This is a genomic window from Actinoplanes sp. KI2, assembly GCF_025630775.1.
In the GTDB taxonomy this organism is placed as follows: Bacteria; Actinomycetota; Actinomycetes; order Mycobacteriales; family Micromonosporaceae; genus Actinoplanes.
Window position 1 is genome coordinate 35,256 of the sequence record NZ_JAOSZE010000034.1, and the last position, 16,981, is coordinate 52,236.

The 16,981-nt window shown below is 72.2% G+C and carries 15 protein-coding genes; 11 read left to right on the forward strand and 4 right to left on the reverse strand.

The features are described 5' to 3' along the window. The first annotated feature begins 91 nt into the window (after positions 1-91). Positions 92-622: a type 1 glutamine amidotransferase domain-containing protein gene (locus tag ODJ79_RS31880; protein ID WP_263027329.1), complete on the forward strand. Its 531-nt coding sequence runs from the start codon at positions 92-94 to the stop codon at positions 620-622. 218 nt (positions 623-840) lie between these two features. On the opposite strand, the gene ODJ79_RS31885 is transcribed toward ODJ79_RS31880, so the two are convergent. Genes ODJ79_RS31885 through ODJ79_RS31895 form a run of 3 tightly spaced genes read right to left on the reverse strand, consistent with a single transcriptional unit; the run spans position 841 to position 5,734 of the window. Then, positions 841-3,945, reverse strand: coding sequence for an ATP-binding protein (locus ODJ79_RS31885; RefSeq protein ID WP_263027330.1), 3,105 nt, complete (start codon positions 3,943-3,945; stop codon positions 841-843). Between the two features lie 10 nt (positions 3,946-3,955). Beyond that, positions 3,956-5,131: an FAD-dependent oxidoreductase gene (locus ODJ79_RS31890; RefSeq protein WP_263027331.1), complete on the reverse strand. Its 1,176-nt coding sequence runs from the start codon at positions 5,129-5,131 to the stop codon at positions 3,956-3,958. A gap of 30 nt (positions 5,132-5,161) precedes the next feature. Then, complete coding sequence (locus ODJ79_RS31895) at positions 5,162-5,734, reverse strand: OsmC family protein (RefSeq protein ID WP_263027332.1); 573 nt, start codon at positions 5,732-5,734, stop codon at positions 5,162-5,164. Between the two features lie 397 nt (positions 5,735-6,131). Here ODJ79_RS31895 and ODJ79_RS31900 point away from each other — a divergent pair, with 397 nt between their 5' ends. From ODJ79_RS31900 to ODJ79_RS31910, 3 genes are all read left to right on the forward strand, one after another. Beyond that, complete coding sequence (locus tag ODJ79_RS31900) at positions 6,132-7,079, forward strand: terpene synthase family protein (protein WP_263027333.1); 948 nt, start codon at positions 6,132-6,134, stop codon at positions 7,077-7,079. Between the two features lie 13 nt (positions 7,080-7,092). After that, on the forward strand, positions 7,093-7,959 hold the full coding sequence (locus tag ODJ79_RS31905; RefSeq protein WP_263027334.1) for an SAM-dependent methyltransferase: 867 nt from the start codon (positions 7,093-7,095) through the stop codon (positions 7,957-7,959). 315 nt (positions 7,960-8,274) lie between these two features. Continuing rightward, the gene (locus ODJ79_RS31910; RefSeq protein WP_263027335.1) at positions 8,275-8,721 is read left to right on the forward strand and encodes a MarR family winged helix-turn-helix transcriptional regulator; all 447 of its coding nucleotides are present in this window, start codon (positions 8,275-8,277) and stop codon (positions 8,719-8,721) included. Here ODJ79_RS31910 and ODJ79_RS31915 read toward each other — a convergent pair whose 3' ends face one another. Then, on the reverse strand, positions 8,722-9,633 hold the full coding sequence (locus tag ODJ79_RS31915; RefSeq protein WP_263027336.1) for an NADP-dependent oxidoreductase: 912 nt from the start codon (positions 9,631-9,633) through the stop codon (positions 8,722-8,724). It lies immediately after the preceding gene. A gap of 317 nt (positions 9,634-9,950) precedes the next feature. Here ODJ79_RS31915 and ODJ79_RS31920 point away from each other — a divergent pair, with 317 nt between their 5' ends. The 7 genes from ODJ79_RS31920 (at position 9,951) to ODJ79_RS31950 (ending at position 16,979) form a co-directional block, all read left to right on the forward strand. After that, positions 9,951-10,148 (forward strand): Flp family type IVb pilin, encoded by a 198-nt coding sequence (locus ODJ79_RS31920; protein WP_263027337.1) that lies wholly within the window; start codon positions 9,951-9,953, stop codon positions 10,146-10,148. Between the two features lie 89 nt (positions 10,149-10,237). Beyond that, positions 10,238-10,591, forward strand: coding sequence for a TadE family protein (locus tag ODJ79_RS31925; RefSeq protein WP_263027338.1), 354 nt, complete (start codon positions 10,238-10,240; stop codon positions 10,589-10,591). Further along, positions 10,579-11,679, forward strand: coding sequence for a pilus assembly protein TadG-related protein (locus tag ODJ79_RS31930; RefSeq protein ID WP_263027339.1), 1,101 nt, complete (start codon positions 10,579-10,581; stop codon positions 11,677-11,679). Before ODJ79_RS31925 ends, ODJ79_RS31930 begins: the two co-directional genes overlap by 13 nt. A 17-nt stretch (positions 11,680-11,696) precedes the next feature. After that, complete coding sequence (locus ODJ79_RS31935; protein ID WP_263027340.1) at positions 11,697-12,506, forward strand: Flp pilus assembly protein CpaB; 810 nt, start codon at positions 11,697-11,699, stop codon at positions 12,504-12,506. Beyond that, positions 12,503-13,669: a CpaE family protein gene (locus ODJ79_RS31940; protein WP_263027341.1), complete on the forward strand. Its 1,167-nt coding sequence runs from the start codon at positions 12,503-12,505 to the stop codon at positions 13,667-13,669. Before ODJ79_RS31935 ends, ODJ79_RS31940 begins: the two co-directional genes overlap by 4 nt. After that, entirely contained in the window at positions 13,669-15,057 is a 1,389-nt protein-coding gene (locus ODJ79_RS31945) for a CpaF family protein (protein ID WP_263027342.1), read from the forward strand. Before ODJ79_RS31940 ends, ODJ79_RS31945 begins: the two co-directional genes overlap by 1 nt. After that, positions 15,054-16,979 carry a VWA domain-containing protein gene (locus ODJ79_RS31950; RefSeq protein WP_263027343.1) on the forward strand — a complete coding sequence of 642 codons (1,926 nt, stop codon included), beginning with the start codon at positions 15,054-15,056 and terminating at the stop codon, positions 16,977-16,979. Before ODJ79_RS31945 ends, ODJ79_RS31950 begins: the two co-directional genes overlap by 4 nt. Positions 16,980-16,981: the final 2 nt, after the last annotated feature.

The following is a 16,981-nucleotide window of genomic DNA, read 5'->3' on the forward strand; positions in this document are numbered from 1 at the left end:
TATCCCGAGTCGAACTTCCGGCGAAGACGCATGCTGGGCCGGGCGGAGGGTAGGAGACGAGGGAACGCGTGAGGTGAGGAGGACGGTAGCGATGAACGTGGCGTTTCTGGTCGCCAAAGAAGGCATCGAGCAGGTGGAGCTGACCGAGCCGTGGAAGGCGGTCGAGCAGGCCGGGCACCGGCCCGTGCTGGTCTCGCCGGAGAGAGGGCGGGTACGCGGCTTTCACCACTTGGACAAGGCTGACGAGTTCGACGTCGACACGACCGCGGCGGAGGCGTCGGCCGACGATTACGCGGCGCTGGTGTTGCCGGGCGGGGTGGCGAACGGGGATCAGTTGCGCATGTCGAAGGACGCGGTGGGATTCGTCAAGGGTTTCGCCGAGGCGGGCAAGACGATCGCGGTGATCTGTCATGGTGGGTGGGTACTGATCGAGGCGGGGGTGCCTCGTGGCCGGCGGATCACCTCGTGGCCGTCGCTGGCGACCGACTTCCGAAACGCCGGCGCGGACTGGGTGGACGAGGAGGTCGTCGTTGACAGCGCGGGGAAGGGTGCGCTGATCAGCAGCCGGAAGCCCGACGATTTGCCCGCCTTCTGCAAGGAGCTGGTCCAGCACCTCACGTGAACCGGCCGCGGCGACATATCGCCCGGCGGTGGCACAAGACGATGCTCCTCCCGATGCGTCTGCCGCCGGCGCGTATCGCCCGGAGTTCAGGCACGGCGGATTGAGCCGGCCGTCGAATGGACCGAGCATGCCGCCGGTCCGGGCCTTTCGCGCGGAGCAAGACGAGGCCGTTGCCGGTGTCCAGGTGCTCGCCCGCTGCGATCCGCAAGCTCCGTCCGCTAATGTCGGCAGCGCTGGGCGTCGAGCGGCTGGCCGGCCGCCTCGAACCGCGCCGCCGCATCCCGGAAGAGGCGTTGCGCCTCGGCGTTCTGGTGCTCGGCGCGGGCGATGTGAGCGCGCGTCTCGATCAGGGACGCCTCCCAGGCCGTACCCTCCCACAAAGTCAGCGACCGCTCGGCCGCGCGCAGGTGCCGGCGAGCCTCGGCGATGTCGCCGGCGTCGGCGCACACCTGGGCGGCCGGCGCGGCGAGCATGATCTCGCAGAAGGTGCAGTGGTCCTGCCCTCCGAGGGTCGCCTCGGCGCGGTCGATGACAGCTCGGGCGGTCTCGAGGTCCGGTGCCGCCGCGATCATGCAGCCGTAGATGCGATGCAGCAGGTGCTGTCCCATGCTGGACCAGCGGGCCAGGTGCAGCGAGCGCTGGAGCAGCCGGTCGGCTGTGGCCCGGTCGCCGCGCGCCAGGTGCACCTCGGCCAGGCGCTGCAGGGAGTGTGCCTCGCCGGCCGGGGACTCCAGACCGTGGTGCAGGTCGGCGGCGGCCCGCAGTTCGGTGTCCGCCAGCTCCAGGTCACCCTTCAGCAGGGCTGCCTCCCCGCGAAGGGCCACGGCGAACGCGACCGCCCGCAACACACCCGCCCGCTCCGCGGTGTCCCGCAGGCCACCGGCCAGGGCGAGAACCTCGTCGTACGGGGTCGGGCCGTACAGCAGGTATTCGGCGACGCAGAGGTGCGAGTCGAAGAGCCCGACGGCCAGCTCCGGCCGGGTCAGTCCGGTGCGCAGTTCGGTACGCAGCCGTTGGAACCACTCGCCCCGATAGTGCGCCAGCAGGCCCTGGAGAGTGATCAGGTCGAACAGGCGCCAGCTCTTGGCGCCGAGCGCGATGCGGCGGCGCGCCTCCTCGGCGGCGGCTTCGGCGGCGACGAAGTCGTTGCGGTAGAACGCCAGGTGGCCACGGGCGAGCAACAGCGCGGCATCGTTGTCGCTCCCGTCGATGTCCAGGCCGGCCAGGGCGAGCTGGGCGGTGTCCAGATCGCCGGCGATGGTCGCCGCCCGGGCCAGCCGCGTGCGCAGCCGGGCCCGCGCCGCCGGCTCCGACTCGATCTTCAACGCGTCGCCGTACGCGGTCAGCGCGCCGAGGTCCGCGCAGGCGCTGAGCAGGTCGGCACGCAGAGCGAGCAGGCGCGCGAGGTCCGCGCCGGAGGCGGCGTCGCGCACGGTGTCCAGCGTGGCGAGAGCGTCGCGGTACGCGCCGAGCGCCGCTTGCGTCTCGGCGGCGTTCAGGATCCAGGGCACCGCGGCGGACTCGTGCCCGGCCTGAACCAGATGGTGCCCGATCCGGGCCGGCGAGCGGCCGAGCCGTTCCAGGGTGCGTGCCGCGTCCAGATGGGCAGTCCGCAGTTCGTCCGGCCCCATCGTGTCGAGCAGGCATTCGCGGAGCAGCGCGTGCCGGAAGGCGTAGCCGGCGCTCGTCCGATGCAGGATCCGCTGATCGAGCGACTCGTCGAGAACGGCGTAGGCGTCCTCGTCGGACAGCCCGGTGAGGCCGGTGAACTCGTCGGTGTCGAGGGTCGCGCCGAGCACCGCGGCCGACGACAGCGCCCGCAACGCCGGTGCCGTCAGGCTCGCGGGCAGCAGCGCTCTGGTCCAGTCCGAGCGGTCGGCCGCCGCGGCCCGGGCGATCTCGATGACCGCGAACGGCAGACCACCGGACGCGTGGTAGACCGCGTCGATGACCGCCGGATCGGCGCCGGGGTGGTGCCGCCGGGTCAGCGCCGCCGCAGCCGCACCGTCCAGCGGCGCCGGTTCGAGCTCGTCCGCGCCGTACCGTCCGAGCAGGCTGCGCCGCACGTCGGCCAGCGCTCCGGCGGCGACCGGCCGGTGCCCGACCGCGATCACGAGGCGCTCGGTGACGGTGCTCCTCGCCAGGTAGTGCAGCAGGCGAAGGCTGGCGTGATCGGCGTCGTGGGCATCGTCGACGATCAGCACCGCACCCGAGCCCGCGGCAGCCAGCCGGAGCAGTTCGGCGGTGGCGACGAACAGCCGTTGGTGAGCGCCCTGACCGTCCCAGGGGGAATGCCGCCCGGCGAGGGCGCGCTCGATCTCGTCCCGGAACGCGTCGTCGAGCCCGTCGAGCAGAGTCGGGTGGTGCCGGCACAGATCGGCCAGCGCCTCCAGGATGGGGGCGTAGGGCCAGTCGCCCTCGATCCGGGCCGACACGCCGGCGCCGATCCGCATGCGCCGGGCCGACGCGGCGGCTGCGAGGCCGGCGAGCAGTGCGGTCTTGCCGATCCCTGCGGTGCCGCCGACGAACAGGACACGTCCTCGGCCCTGGTGCGCGGCGTCGAGTACCGCGGCGAGGCGCGCCTGCTCCGCCGCCCTGCCGACGAGCGGCGCCCGGACCAGGCCGTCTGCCGCGGCGCCATCCGCGGCGAGCAACTCGTCGCGGAGGCGTACCGCGGCGGCACTCGGCCGGACGCCCAGCTCGCGTCGCAGGCCACGCTCGAGCCGCTCGAACTGGCGCACCGCGGCGTGCCGGTCGCCGGCCTCCGCCAGGCGCCGCATGAGAGCGACATGCGCCTGCTCATCGCCGGGGTCGGCGGCGGCGAGGGCCTCCCAGCGCTCGGCCGCCCGCAGAACCCGCAAATACAGTAATCTCAGCCGTTCCCGGGCCGCTTCGGCCCACGATTCGTAGAGGTCCTGAGGCAGCAGCTCCCCGGTGTACAGATCGGCCGCGGACCCGGCCGCCCGTGCGTCGCCCGCAGCCATGGCCGACTCGGCCAGCCGCTGGAACCGCTGGGCGTCAACGTCGACCTCGGCGTCCGGAAAGAGCGCGACGGCCTCGCCGCGAAGCACGACCGACCCGGCACCGCCCAGCGAACGCCGGGCGTAGTGCGCGGCCTTGTGCAGCCGCGGCGCGGCGTCGGCCACGTCGATGCCGGGCCAGAGCGCATCGATCACCCGTTCGCGGTGCAGGGATCGGGTGGGCAGCAGCGCCAGGATCTTGACGAGCGCGGCCGCCTGCCGCCGCCGCCACTCGGCCGGCGGCACCTGGCGACCGTCGATGACCACCTCGAAGCCGCCCAACAGGGTAATCCGGACGTCCATCACCGACCTCTCACCGGATGTTAACCACTTCGTCCGCCGCTGGGACCGTGCCGATCCGCTCCAGCTTCTCGGTCATCGCGGACGCGAGCTCCATGAGCAGCCGCCGTACCTCGATCAGATCCCAGTCGTGCGACGCGATGCGATCGGTCACGCGAAGCATCGGCCGGCCCAGTTCGTCGCGGATCGACTGGTATCCGGCGAGGGCGTCGAGCTGATCCGGGCCGGGCTCCGGGGCGGACAGCACCGCACGGGCCAGCAGTTCGGCGTCACACAGCGCATCGGTGATGCCGTGGGTGCTCAGCGGATCCTTCCAGTACCCGGCGTCGCCCACCAGCGCCCAGCCCGGCCCCCAGGAACGGCGAAGATAGCCGGGTCGGCCGCGGGCGTACCGCAGGCCGCCGACTCGCCCGGCCCCGGCCACGCGCGCCGCGATCGGCGTACGGCCGGCCAGCTGCCGGAACGCGCCGCCGGTGCCGCCGCCGCTGACGAGGACGGCCGCGCGCGCCTCGGTGGTTCCGACGAAGACACAGGTCAGGCCGTCGTTGGTCGGGATAGCGCCGGCGCTGATCCCGGGCTGGTAGAACCACTCGTACCCGGTCACGTCCAGGCCTGTCCAGTATCCGTAGAGGAAGGCCGACGAGGCCTGGCCGGACATCTCGATCGGCGCGCCGATCGCCTGGGCGACCAGCGACCCGCGACCATCGGCGCCGATCACCAGCGCCGCGCGTTCCGCCCGGGCGGCGCCGTTGCGGGTACGCGTGGCCACCCCGGCCACCCGCCCGTCCGGGTCGCGAAGAAGGCCGGTGACCGTGGTGCCGAAGCGTACCGTTGCCCCGGCCTCGACGGCGGCGTTCGCGATCGCCGCGTCGAGGATGGTCCGGCGCGGGGCGTAGAGGGCGTCCACGCCGGCCGCGGGGCGGATCGAGACGGGTACGTCGTCCCGGCCGTAGTGGAAGATCGTGTGGCGTACGGCCGGGGTGCCGGCCGCCAGGACGGCGTCGAGCAGCCCCCAGCGCTGCAGTTGCAGCGTGCCGGCCCGCATCAGCGCATGCGTGGACAGCGTGTCGCTGCCGTGGCGGGCCCGGTCGATGCAGAGCACCCGCAAGCCGGCGCGGGCCAGCAGCAGTGCGGTCGTCGCGCCGGCCACCCGGGCGCCGACCACCACCGCGTCCCATCGGTTGTCCATTCCGCCTCCCGGTCGGTCATCGCGGACGGTTCAGGACGTCTCGACGTCGATGACCACGTCGGTGCCGTTGACGAGCACGTCGTACACAGCCGACCGGCGCTTCGACTGCTCGATCAGCGCGGCAAGCTGCTCGGCGGGCGCGTCCGCCTCGATCAGGAAATTCACCCGGATCTGCCGGTATCCGTTGCGGACCTCGGGCGCCAGGCCCAGGATGCCGAGCAGGTCGATGTCACCTTCGACGGTCGACTCGACCCGCCGCAGGACGACGCCGCGGGCGGCGGCGATGTTCGCGAGCCCGGCGGTGAGGCAGGCCGCGATCGCGTGCAGCAGGAACTCCACGGGAGTCGGCCCGTGGTTGTTGCCGACGAGCACGGCCGGATGGTCCGCGTCGTACACGAACGGCTCGGTACGGCTGGTGTCCTCCTGGCCCGCGCCGTAGAACCCCTGGATGGTCGAACGGTTGTGGGTGCCGCTGATCCAGGTGTTACGGGCCCGGAACTGGAAGCCGGCGATCTGCGGGCTGGCCTTCACCGCGTTCAGGGTCGTGAACAGGGCCGGAACGTCCACGCCGTTGAGCGCAGGGCGGGTGGCGGTCTCGGACATTGGCTCTCTCCTCCGCATCGGTGGTGCACGATGCGAAGGACGCTAGGCAGCCGACCTTCCCCGAACCTTCCGCGGTCTACGATCCGGCAGTGATCAACGGTGCGCACGTGATCCTGTACAGCCTGGACGCCGAGGCCATCGGATCAGCGCAGCCGAGACATCGCGACATCGAGCGATGATGAAGCAGGCGATAAGCCTCGAAAGTATTTACAAGCTCCTAAGTGCTATACCCGGACTTATGACTCTCTGACTGTCCATGCGGATTGGGCACGGGACTTGGCCGGACCGGCAGCCAAGTCGACCCGATCCGGCAGCGAGCCACCGTGCCAGTTCCCCTGGCCGACCGGGTGGGGTTACTGTCGCTTGTCCGCATGTTCTGAACGTCCCGGGAGCGGCGGTGGGCAACATCACCGTGGGTTTTCTGGCGAGTCTGCCCACGGCCGACCGTACGCGGTTACTCGCTCGTGCCCGTGAGGTCACCGACGCGAGCGAGCGTTGGCTGCGCGATTACCCGGTGGTGCGCCGGAGCTCTGTAACCGCCGCGTGCGGGCTGATCGCCGCCGTAGGCATGCCCCTGCTGGCGGTGCCGGAGCTCAGCCTTCTCACCCGGTGGTGGCTGTGGATCTTCGGTGTGGACGACGTGTTCGACGACCCCGCCGTTCCCGACGAGGTGGTCGAGGCGTGGGGCGCCCGATTCCTCCAGCCCGGGCGGCGTGCACCCGACCTGCTGCTGGCCGCCTTCGACGCCAACCGCCGCGACCTCGCCCGCTACCCGCTGTTCGACAGCCTCGACGGGGCCTGGGACGACGGAATGGCCGAGGTCGTGCGCGGCATGCTGGTCGAACGCCGGTGGCACCAGGCCCTCGCCACCGACGACCTCCCCAGCTACGAGGCGTACCTCGACAACGGCATGACCACCATCGCGATGCGGCCGTACACGGTCACCGCATGCGTGGTGGGTGGAGAGCCGGCCGCCGCGCGGGCGTTCGACATGGTCGCCCCGATGATCCTCGCGGCCGCCCGCTGTTTCCGGCTCGCCAACGATCTGCGATCGGAGGCAAGGGAACGCAACGAAGGCAAGCTCAACGCGGTGTCGCTGCTGCAGCGGATCTACGCGGCGGACGGGATCGCCGAGGATCAGGCACTGGACGTCGCGCGTACGCGACTGCGCGAGACGTGCGCCGCCGACCTGGCCTACCTGGACCAGGCTCACCGCAGCGCTCCGCACGAGATCGGGACGCTGGCCAGGTTCCTGTGGGCCCACACGGCGTTCGTGTGGGACATGTACCAGTTCTACGACTACGACACGATGTCGACACTCCTCCGCGAGAGCGCGATCACGTAACGAGGAGGCAGCCATGCACGGCGAACTCACCGACCGGTCCGCGGTCATCGGCAACGCCTACGAGGCCTCCGTGGCCAGATACTGGGATCAGAAGCGGAACGATCCGATCAACCTTCTCCTCGGCGCCGAAGACGGGTTGATCCATCACCACTACGGCGTCGGCGACTATGACCGGTCGATCCTGCAACTGCCGCCCGAGGCGCGGGAGACGGCGATCCTGAGGGAGTTGCACCGGCTGGAGAACCGGCAGACGGAGCTGATCCTGGACACCCTGGGCGACGTCGGGCCCGCCAGCCGGGTGCTCGATGCCGGATCCGGGCGTGGGGGAACGGCGTTCATGCTGCACGAGCGCTTCGGCTGCTTTGTCGACGGCGTGACGATCTCGAGGTACCAGGTCGACTTCGCCACCCGGCTGGCAGGCGAACGCGGCTGCGCCGACCACGTCGCGTTCCACTTCCGCAACATGCTGCGCACCGGCTTCCCGGCGGGACGCTACGACGCAGTCGTTACCAACGAGACGACCATGTACGTCGACCTGTTCGAGCTGTTCGGGGAGTTCGCAAGGATCGTCCGGCCCGGTGGGCGCTACGTCGTCATCACCTGGTGTGTCAACGACATCGTCGGTGAATCCCCGGAGGTGGCCTGGATCGACGAGCACTACGGCTGCCGGATGCACCACCGCAGCCAGTACTTCGCCACACTGGCGCAGTGCGGGTTCGTACCTTACCGCGTGGTCGATCTGACCGCCGACGCCATCCCGTACTGGGAGCTGCGGTCCCGATCACGCCACCACACGGGTGTCGAGGACGCCTTCCTCAACGCATATCGGTCACGCGCCGCGAACTTCCTTCTGGTGGGGACCGACCACCTGGCGCGATGACCCGGCGTCGGCGACGTCCAGCCAGAAACTGAGCTGACACTGCTCCGATGGTGCTACGGCACACCGAGCCGATGACACAACCCCTTCTCGTGGGACCAAAGGCCCGCCCACGGGCAAAGTCGGCCGGCCGGCTCGACGGCGGACAGGCCCATCTCGCGTACGGTCGGGTTGATGCCGGAGGCGCCGTGGTCTGTGATACGACATGGCTCGCGGTGGAGACCGGAAGGGGATGTTGTGCCGAGAGCCCGCAGGAGTGCTGCCGTTCCGGCGGGTGGCTGGCTGACTGCCGAGGAGCAACGCGCCTGGCAGGCGTTCATGCGGGTGCAGCTGCGGATGAACTTCGAGATGAACCGTCAGCTTCAGGCGGACAGCGGCTTGTCGCTGGCCGACTACGACGTGCTTCATGCGCTCACTGACACGCCCGGTGGCGCCTTGTCGATGACCGTGTTGGCAGCGCGTATCGGCTGGGAGCGCAGCCGCCTCTCGCACCACACGAAACGGATGGCGGGCCGCGGGTTGGTCCGTACCGGGTCGGCGGCGTCGGATCGCCGGGTGACGGAGGTGTCGGTGACGACTGCGGGCAGACACGCCATCGAGGCGGCCGCGCCGGGGCACGTCGAGCTGGTGCGCCGGCTGTTCCTCGGCGGTCTGCGGCCGGAGATCGTGCAACAGCTGACGGTCGCGATGGAGACCGTCTACGACAACATAGTCGAGCGTGGATCTCTGCCGGGCGCGGAACTGTGGTCGGTGCCGGACCGCTGATCAGATGCGGAGCAGGATTTTGCCGCGCAACTCGCCGCTCTCCAGGCGGGCGTGCGCATCGGCTGCCTGCGCCAGTGGCAGCACCGTCCGCTCGCGCAGTCGGAGCCGGCCCGTGGCCAGCAGGCCCATCGCCTCGGCCAGCAGGTCCCGCACGTACTCCGGAACCGGTCCGGAGAGCGCGACGCCCAGCGAGGGGCCGCGGGGGTCGGACAGCGTGATCACGCGTTTCGCCCCGCCGGCCAGCTCGATCGCCGCCTCGAGATCGCTGCGGCCGGAGGCGTCCATGACGGCGTCGATCCGCCCGGCGACGGCCGGCACGGCTTCGGCGAGGGGCCGGTGGAAGTCGACCGGTGTCGCGCCCGCTGCCTCCGCCGCCGCGAAGTCCACCGGGCGGACGGCGCTGATCACCTTGACGCCCCGCGCGACGGCGATCTGCGTGGCGATCGTGCCGACCGAACCGGCGCCTCCCAGCAGAAGCAGCGTCTCGCCGCTGCCGATGCCGAGCTGGTTCAGCACCCGGATCGCGGCCTCCGCCGAGGCCGGCAACGCGGCCGCGGCCGCCCAGCCCACCGAGGCGGGCTTGCGAACCCAGAAGTCGGCCAGCACCAGCTCGGCGTAGCCGCCGAGGGTGGGATTCAGGAACACGGCTACCTCGTCGCCGGGGGAAACGTCGGCGACGTCGGCGCCAACCGCCTCGACCGTGCCGGCCGCCTCGAAGCCGAGCACGCCGCCCGGCGGCAACGGATAGACCTCGCGCAGATGGCCGGCTCGGATCGCCAGGTCGGTCGGGCCCACGCCCGCGAACCGGACGGCCACCCGGATCTGCGCCGGCCCCGGATCGCGGACCTCGACCTCGCCGGACTGCAGGACCGTGGGCGGCCCGTATCCGGTAGCTACCACTGCTCTCGCCATGCCGGCCTCCTCGGTCACGGCACGTCCGGCACGCCGTCGAGATTACGTGACACATCACGTAATTGCCATGCCGATGAACGAGCGGACGACGGAGGATCTCCTACGCACTGAAACGTCCTCCGCGGCGGCGAATGCCTGTTCGTAAGGCGCCACCGGGGTGGGCGATGACCACGGCCCGGTACTGCACAGATCGCCCGCGGTCTCGCACCTTGATCGAATTCCTCGGGAAAAGACTCATGACGTTCCGTCGCCAGACGATGACTAAGCGCAGTCACCCGGTTGCAAGGGTGGGGTTGCGGAGTCTCCAAGGAGTTCACATGCTCGTTCAGTACATCCAGGCACTGCTGGCGTCCGTGCGCCCTCACGACGACGAAGGCGCCACCGCCGTCGAGTACGGCCTCATGGTCGCGCTCATTGCGGTCGTCATCATCGGCGCCGTGGTCCTGCTCGGCGACAACCTCAGCAACATGTTCGGCGGGGTCGCCAACTCCGTTAAGGCCCCGGCCGGACCGTGAGTCGCGGCGGGCGTGGCCGGCCCACGCGGTCGGCCGCGCCCGCGGGCCGGCTCGTGGGGAGACCGGCATCCGACCGGGGGGCGGCAGCGGTGGAGATGGCCATCGTGCTACCGCTGCTGCTGCTCCTCCTGTTCGGGATCATCGACTTCGGACGGGCCCTCAACGCACAGATCACGCTCACCGAGGCGGCCCGCGAGGGTGCTCGGGCCACCGCCATGGGGCTCGACGGCCGCGCGCGGGTCACGTCCGCGGCGGGCCCGACCAAGGTGAGCTCGGTGCAGGTCACCGCCTGCGGCACCGACCTGACCCGGGACGCCGTCGTCCAGGTGTCCTCCGCCTTCCGCCCGGTGACCCCCGTCGGGTCGCTGATGGCGATGTTCGGCGGGAAATCGGACGGATCCTTCACCATCACCGCACGAGGAGTCATGCCATGCGTCGGCTGACGCTCTTTCACCGGCCCCGCCGCGACGACAGCGGGGCGATCGCCGCGACCGTTGCGGTGGTGCTCGGTGTCGGCGTGCTGCTCGGCGTGGCCGCCGTGGTGGTCGACGTCGGCCGCCTCTACGCCGAACGCGAGCAGCTGCAGAGCGGCGCCGACGCCGCCGCCTGGGCCGTCGCCGAGGTCTGCGCGATCACGCCGGCGCAGTGCGCCGGCCAGACCGGCACGGCGGGCCGGTACGCGAACACCAACGCCGCCGACGGTGCCACGAAGGTGACCGCGATCTGCGGCACCGGCACCGGCCTGGCAGCCTGCCCGGCACCGGCCACCAACCGTTCGGCCTGCCTCGGCACCGCACCGCAGGGCGTCCGGTACGCCGAGGTGCGGGTCGAGACCCGGCTGCCGAACGGCTCCACCGTGCTGCCGTCGGTGTTCGCCCGCGCGCTGGCGGGCGGCGACCCCGGCACCACCGTCGGCGGCTGCGCGCGGGTCGCGTGGGGCCCGCCCCGGGTGGCCCAGGGATTCGCCGTCACCTTCTCCCTCTGCGAGTGGGACAACCTCACCGACAGCGGCGCCACGCTCTGGCCGGCGACGGGCGTCCCGCCCGCGAGCGCCGAACGCGTCGTCAAGCTCCACGACAGCCAGGGCAACCCCGTCTGCCCGGCCGGTCCGGCCGGATGGGACCAGCCCGGCGGATTCGGGTGGCTCGACGACCCGACCGCCGCCTGCACGGCGATCGTGCAGGCGGACGGCACGTTCGACGGCGACACCGGCAACTCGGCGTCACACCCGTGCAAGGACGCCCTGGAGGCGGCCCGGCAGGCACGCAGCATGGTGCTGATCCCGGTCTACGACAACGTCCGCGGGCAGGGCGCGAACACCGAGTACCACCTCGTGGGCTTCGCCCCCTTCGTGCTGACCGGGTACCTGCTCTCCGGATTCTCGGAGCCGTCCTGGCTGACCAACATGCACCACTGCAGCGGCCAGGAGCGCTGCCTGTACGGCTACTTCGTGCGCGGTCTGGTCCACGCGACCGGCTCGCAGATCGGCGGCCCGGACCTCGGCGCCGCCGTCGTCAACCTCGTCGGCTGAGCCGGGCAGGAGAAACCATGAGACGGCGGCTTCTCGCGGTCCTCGTCGCGGCCGTGCTGGCGGGCATCGGCTGCATCGCGGTCGTCGGGTACGTACGCGGCGCCGACCAGCGTGCCCTCGCCGGCCGGCAGGCCGTCTGGGTGCTCATCAGCACCCAGCGCATCCCGGCCGGCACCAGCGCGGCCACCATCCGCGGCGGCGGATACACCGAACGCGTCGCGATGCCCGCCGAGACGGTGCCCGCGACCGCGCTCGGCAAGTTGGACACGCAGCTCGACACGCTCGTGCTCAGCGCCGACTTGCCGCCCAGCCAGCTGCTGCTGCGCGGCATGTTCGCCGAGCCCAGCGAGGTCACCGGCGGCCTGCCCGTACCCGACGGCAAGCTGGCCGTGAGCGTGCAGGTCACTGCCGCGGGCCGCGTCGCGGGCTACGTACGGCCCGGCTCCCGGGTCGCCGTGTTCAGCACGTTCACCATGCGCGAGGGGCGCGGCCGGGTGCCGGCGGGTGACGGCCTGAGCAGCGGCCACGACTACAACCAGGCCACCCGGGTGCTGCTGCCCCGGGTCGAGGTGATCGGCGTGGGCGAGCGCGGCGTGTCCGGTGCGGCCACCGCGGGCGACTCCACCGCCGCCGCCTCGGGCGGCGACGGCTCGTCCGCCGCCGCCAAGGCGGGCGTCACCATGCTGGTCACGGTCGCGGTGAGTCAGCAGGAGGCCGAGAAGCTGGTGCACGTCTCGCTGACCGGAACGCTGTCGCTGGCGCTGCTGGACGACACCGCCACCGTCGAACCCGACGCCGGCGTCGACAACAACACCCTCTTCCCGTGACGGCGCTGGTGATGACGATGACCATCTACTGTGACCCCTCCGCCGCCTTTCCCGGCTCGGCGCAGCCCGCCTGCGCGGTTCCGGACCCGGCGCAGCTTCCCGCCGCCGTCGCCGCGTCGCCGGATGCCCAGCTTGTCGTCCTCGGCGCCGGGGTGCCGCTCGATGAGGCCGTCAGGTTCGCCGCCCGGCAGCGCGTCGAACGGCCCGCGCTCGGCGTCCTGCTGCTGCGCGAGTCCGTCGAGGTGGACGTGCTCGCCGAGGCGATGCGCGCCGGGATCCGTGAGGTGGTGCCCGCCGGCGACCCTGCCGCGGTCGACGCCGCCTGTGCCCGGTCCGTCGCGTTGTCGCGGCAGCTCACCGCCGTACCGGCGGCCGCGGGGGAGCACACGACCCAGGTGCTGACCGTGTTCGCGGGCAAGGGCGGGGTCGGCAAGAGCACCGTCGCGGCGAACCTGGCGGTCACCCTCGCCGACAACGGCCGCCGCCGGGTCTGCCTGGTCGACCTCGACCTGCAGTTCGGCGACGTCGGCATCATGCTCCAGCTGCCACCGGAGCGCACCCTCGCCGACGCCGTCGGCATGGCCGGGCGGCTCGACGAGGACGGTGTGCGCTCGCTGATCACCCCGTACCGCGACGGCATCGACGTGCTGCTGGCGCCGTCGGGACCGGCCGAGGGCGACCAGGTCGGCCGGGAACTGGTCGCCGAACTGCTCGGCGTGCTGGCGCCGATGTACGACTACGTCGTCGTGGACACCCCGCCGTACGTCAGCGACCAGGTCCTCGCGGCCCTCGACCGGACCGACTGGTTCGTGCTGGTGGTCACGCCGGACCTGCCCGCGCTCAAGAGCGTCCGGCTCACCCTCACCACGTTCGAGATGCTGCAGTACCCGGCCGAGCGCCGCCTCGTCCTGCTCAACCGCGCCGACTCCGAGGTGGGCCTGACCGTCGCGGACGTCGAGAAGGCGATCGGGCAGCCGACGTCGGTGCTGATGCCGTCCTCGCGCGACGTCCCCCTGTCGGTGAACCGCGGCGTCCCCCTGGCGATCGAGCGCCCCGGCCACCCGGTCGCGAAGGCGATGCGGGAGCTGGCCGCGAAGTGCGGCGCCCCGGACTCGGGCCGCGGCCGCCGCCACCGGTCCCTACTGTTCGGCCGGAGGCACTGATGGGTCTCGCCGAACACCTTTCCCAGCGGACCCGCGCGGCCGAACCGGTCCGCGCCGAGGCGCGGCCCGCCGACCAGGGCGGCGACCGGCTGCGGGTCGCGGCCCGGCCCGGCCCGGACCCGATCACCGAGGTACGGCTGCGCATCCAGCGCCGCCTGGCCGAACTGCTCGGCCCGAAGCTGTACGACGAGATGGGCGCCGCCGAGGAGCTGGAACTGCAGGTGCGCCGGACGGTCGCCGAGCTGCTGGCCGTCGAGGAAACCCCACTGACCAGCGCCGACCGCGCTCGCATCACCCAGGAAGTCACCGACGAGATCCTCGGGCACGGCCCTCTCGAGCCGCTGCTGCGCGACCCGTCGGTCAGCGAGGTGATGGTCAACGGCCCGCACCGCGTCTACGTCGAACGCAGCGGCCGCCTGGAAGCCGTGGCCGCCGAGTTCGCCGACGAGGGCCACCTGCGCCGGGTCATCGACCGCATCGTGTCCCGGGTGGGGCGCCGCGTCGACGAGGCCAGCCCGATGGTCGACGCCCGCCTGCCCGACGGCAGCCGCGTCAACGCCATCGTGCCGCCCATCGCGCTGGACGGCTCGTCGCTGACCATCCGCAAGTTCTCCCGGGACCCGTTCACCGTCGACGACCTGATCACCTTCGGCACGCTCACCCGGCAGACCGCCGACCTGCTGCGCGCCTGCGTCCGCGGGCACCTGAACGTCGTCGTCAGCGGTGGCACCGGCTCGGGCAAGACCACCACCCTCAACGTGCTGTCCGGCTTCGTGCCCACCGAGGAACGCATCGTCACCGTCGAGGACGCCGCCGAGCTGCAACTGCACCAGGAGCACGTGGTGCGCCTGGAGTCGCGACCGGCGAACGTGGAGGGCCGCGGCGCCGTGACCACCCGTGACCTGGTCCGCAACGCGCTGCGGATGCGCCCCGACCGGATCGTCGTCGGCGAGGTCCGCGACGGCGCCGCCCTGGACATGTTGCAGGCGATGAACACCGGCCACGACGGGTCGCTGACCACCCTGCACGCCAACACCCCCCGCGACGCCCTCGCCCGCCTGGAGACCATGGTGCTCATGGCCGGCATGGACCTGCCGGTACGGGCTATCCGGGAGCAGGTCGCCTCGGCCGTGCACCTGATCATCCAGGTCAGCCGCCTGAAGGACGGCAGCCGCCGGATCACCCACGTCACCGAGGTCGTCGGCATGGAGTCCGACGTGGTCACCCTGCAGGACCTGTTCCTGTTCGACTTCCGGGCCGGCACGGACGCCGCCGGGCGTTTCCAGGGCACGCTGCAGCCCACCGGCCTGCGGCCCCGGTTCCTGGAGCACCTGGCCGCGCACGGCGTCACCGTCGGCGTCGACGTCTTTCAGGCCGGTGGGCGATGACCCGTCGCCTCGTCGTCGCGGCGTTCCTGGTGGCCCTGAGCGTGCTGCCCACGCGACCGGCCGCCGCAGCCTCGGCGGGCCTCGTGGTCACCGGCGTGCAGCCCTCGCCCGGCGCCGTCGAGTTCTTCGTGACCGGAAGCCACCTGACCTCGCTGGCCGACGCCACGGTGAGCGTCACCGCCGACGGCGTCGTACTGCCCACCCGGATCCGCCAGGTCGCGTCGACGTCGGCCGGCGCCCCGCCTCGAGGGGTCGTGCTGGTCCTCGACACGAGCGGATCCATGAAGGGCGCCCGCCTGAGCGCCGCCCGCGCCGCCGCCCTCGACTACGCCATCGCCGCGCCGCCGGAGGTCCAACTGGGGCTGGTGGCCGTCGCGGAGAAGGCCACCGTCGCGCTCGCGCCGACCGCCGACCGGGCCGCGTTCAGCGCGGCGGTCTCCCGGCTGGAAGCCGCCGGGCGCACCGCCCTGTACGACGGCATCGCCGCCGCCGAGGACCTGCTCGACGAGCGGCGCCACGCCTCGGCCGCCACGTTCACCGAGCGGCGCATCGTGGTGCTGTCCGACGGCGCGGACACCTCCTCACGGCTCACCGCGGACCGGCTGCTGGCCACGGTGTCCCGGGCCGAGGCGACGGTGGACGCGGTGGCCTTCGGCGACGGCGCGGACCCGAAACGCCTCGGCGACGTCGCGGCGGCCGGCAGCGGGCGGGTGCTCAGCGCCGCCGACGCCCCGGCGCTGCGCGCGGCGTTCCGGGGCATGGCCGAGAGCCTGCCGGCGCCGGTGCTGGTGCGCGCCACCGTCCCGCCCGCGCTGTCCGGCCGCACCACGGTGCTGCGGGTACAGGCGCGCATCGGCGGGCAGATCGTCGCCGCCGACGTGCCCGTGGCGTTTCGCGCCGACCCGGCGGCGGCCGCCGCACCGCAGACGTTCCGGTTCAGCGGCGCACCGGGTCGCGGACCGGCGGTGACCATCGTGGTGGTGGCCGTCGCCATCTTCGGGGCGGCGCTGCTGGGTCTCGGCCCGTTGCTGGCCGGTGGCCCGATCAAGCGGCGGATCCGCGACCTGGAACGGTTCGCCCCGAACCGGCGCGGCGACGCGGGAACCTCCGGCGCGGACGGCAACGGCCTCGTCCGAGCCGCGCTGGCCGTGTCCGAGCGCGCCGTGCGCCGCCCGGACCGGCGGCAACGGCTGGAGCTGGCACTGGACCGCGCGGGCAGCCCGCTGCGGGCCGCCGAGTGGCAGCTGATCCGACTCGGCTGCGCGGTCGGGGGAGTGCTGGGCATGCTGGTGCTGCTGCCCTGGTGGTGCGCCATCCCGGCGGGTGCGCTGATCGGCTGGCAGGGCGCCGCGATGTACCTGCGCCTGCGCGCGTCCCGCCGGGCCCGTTCGTTCGGCAACCAACTGCCGGAGGCGTTGCAGTTGCTGGTCGGGTCGTTGCGGTCCGGGTTCTCGCTGCCACAGGGCCTGGACGCGCTGGTCCGCGACGGCGGTGAGCCGATCGCGGGGGAGTTGGGCCGCGCGCTGGCCGAAACCCGGCTCGGCGGCGACCTGGAGGACTCGCTCGAGCGGGTCGGCGAACGCAACGGCAGCCAGGACATGGCCTGGCTGGTCATGGCGATCCGCATCCAGCGCGAGGTGGGCGGCAACCTCTCCGAGACGCTGGAGACCGCGGTGGGCACGATGCGGGAGCGGGCCCGGCTGCACCGCCACGTCCGCGCGCTGTCCGCCGAGGGCCGCCTGTCCGCGATGATCCTGCTCGGCATGCCGATCGTCCTGGGCGGCTGGATGTTCGTGTTCCGGCGTGACTACCTGCGTCCGCTCTACACCGAGCCGCTCGGGTTGCTGATGCTCACCGGCTCCGTCGTCGGCGTCGTCATCGGCGCCCTCTGGCTGCGCAAGCTCGTCAAGGTGGAGGTGTGAGC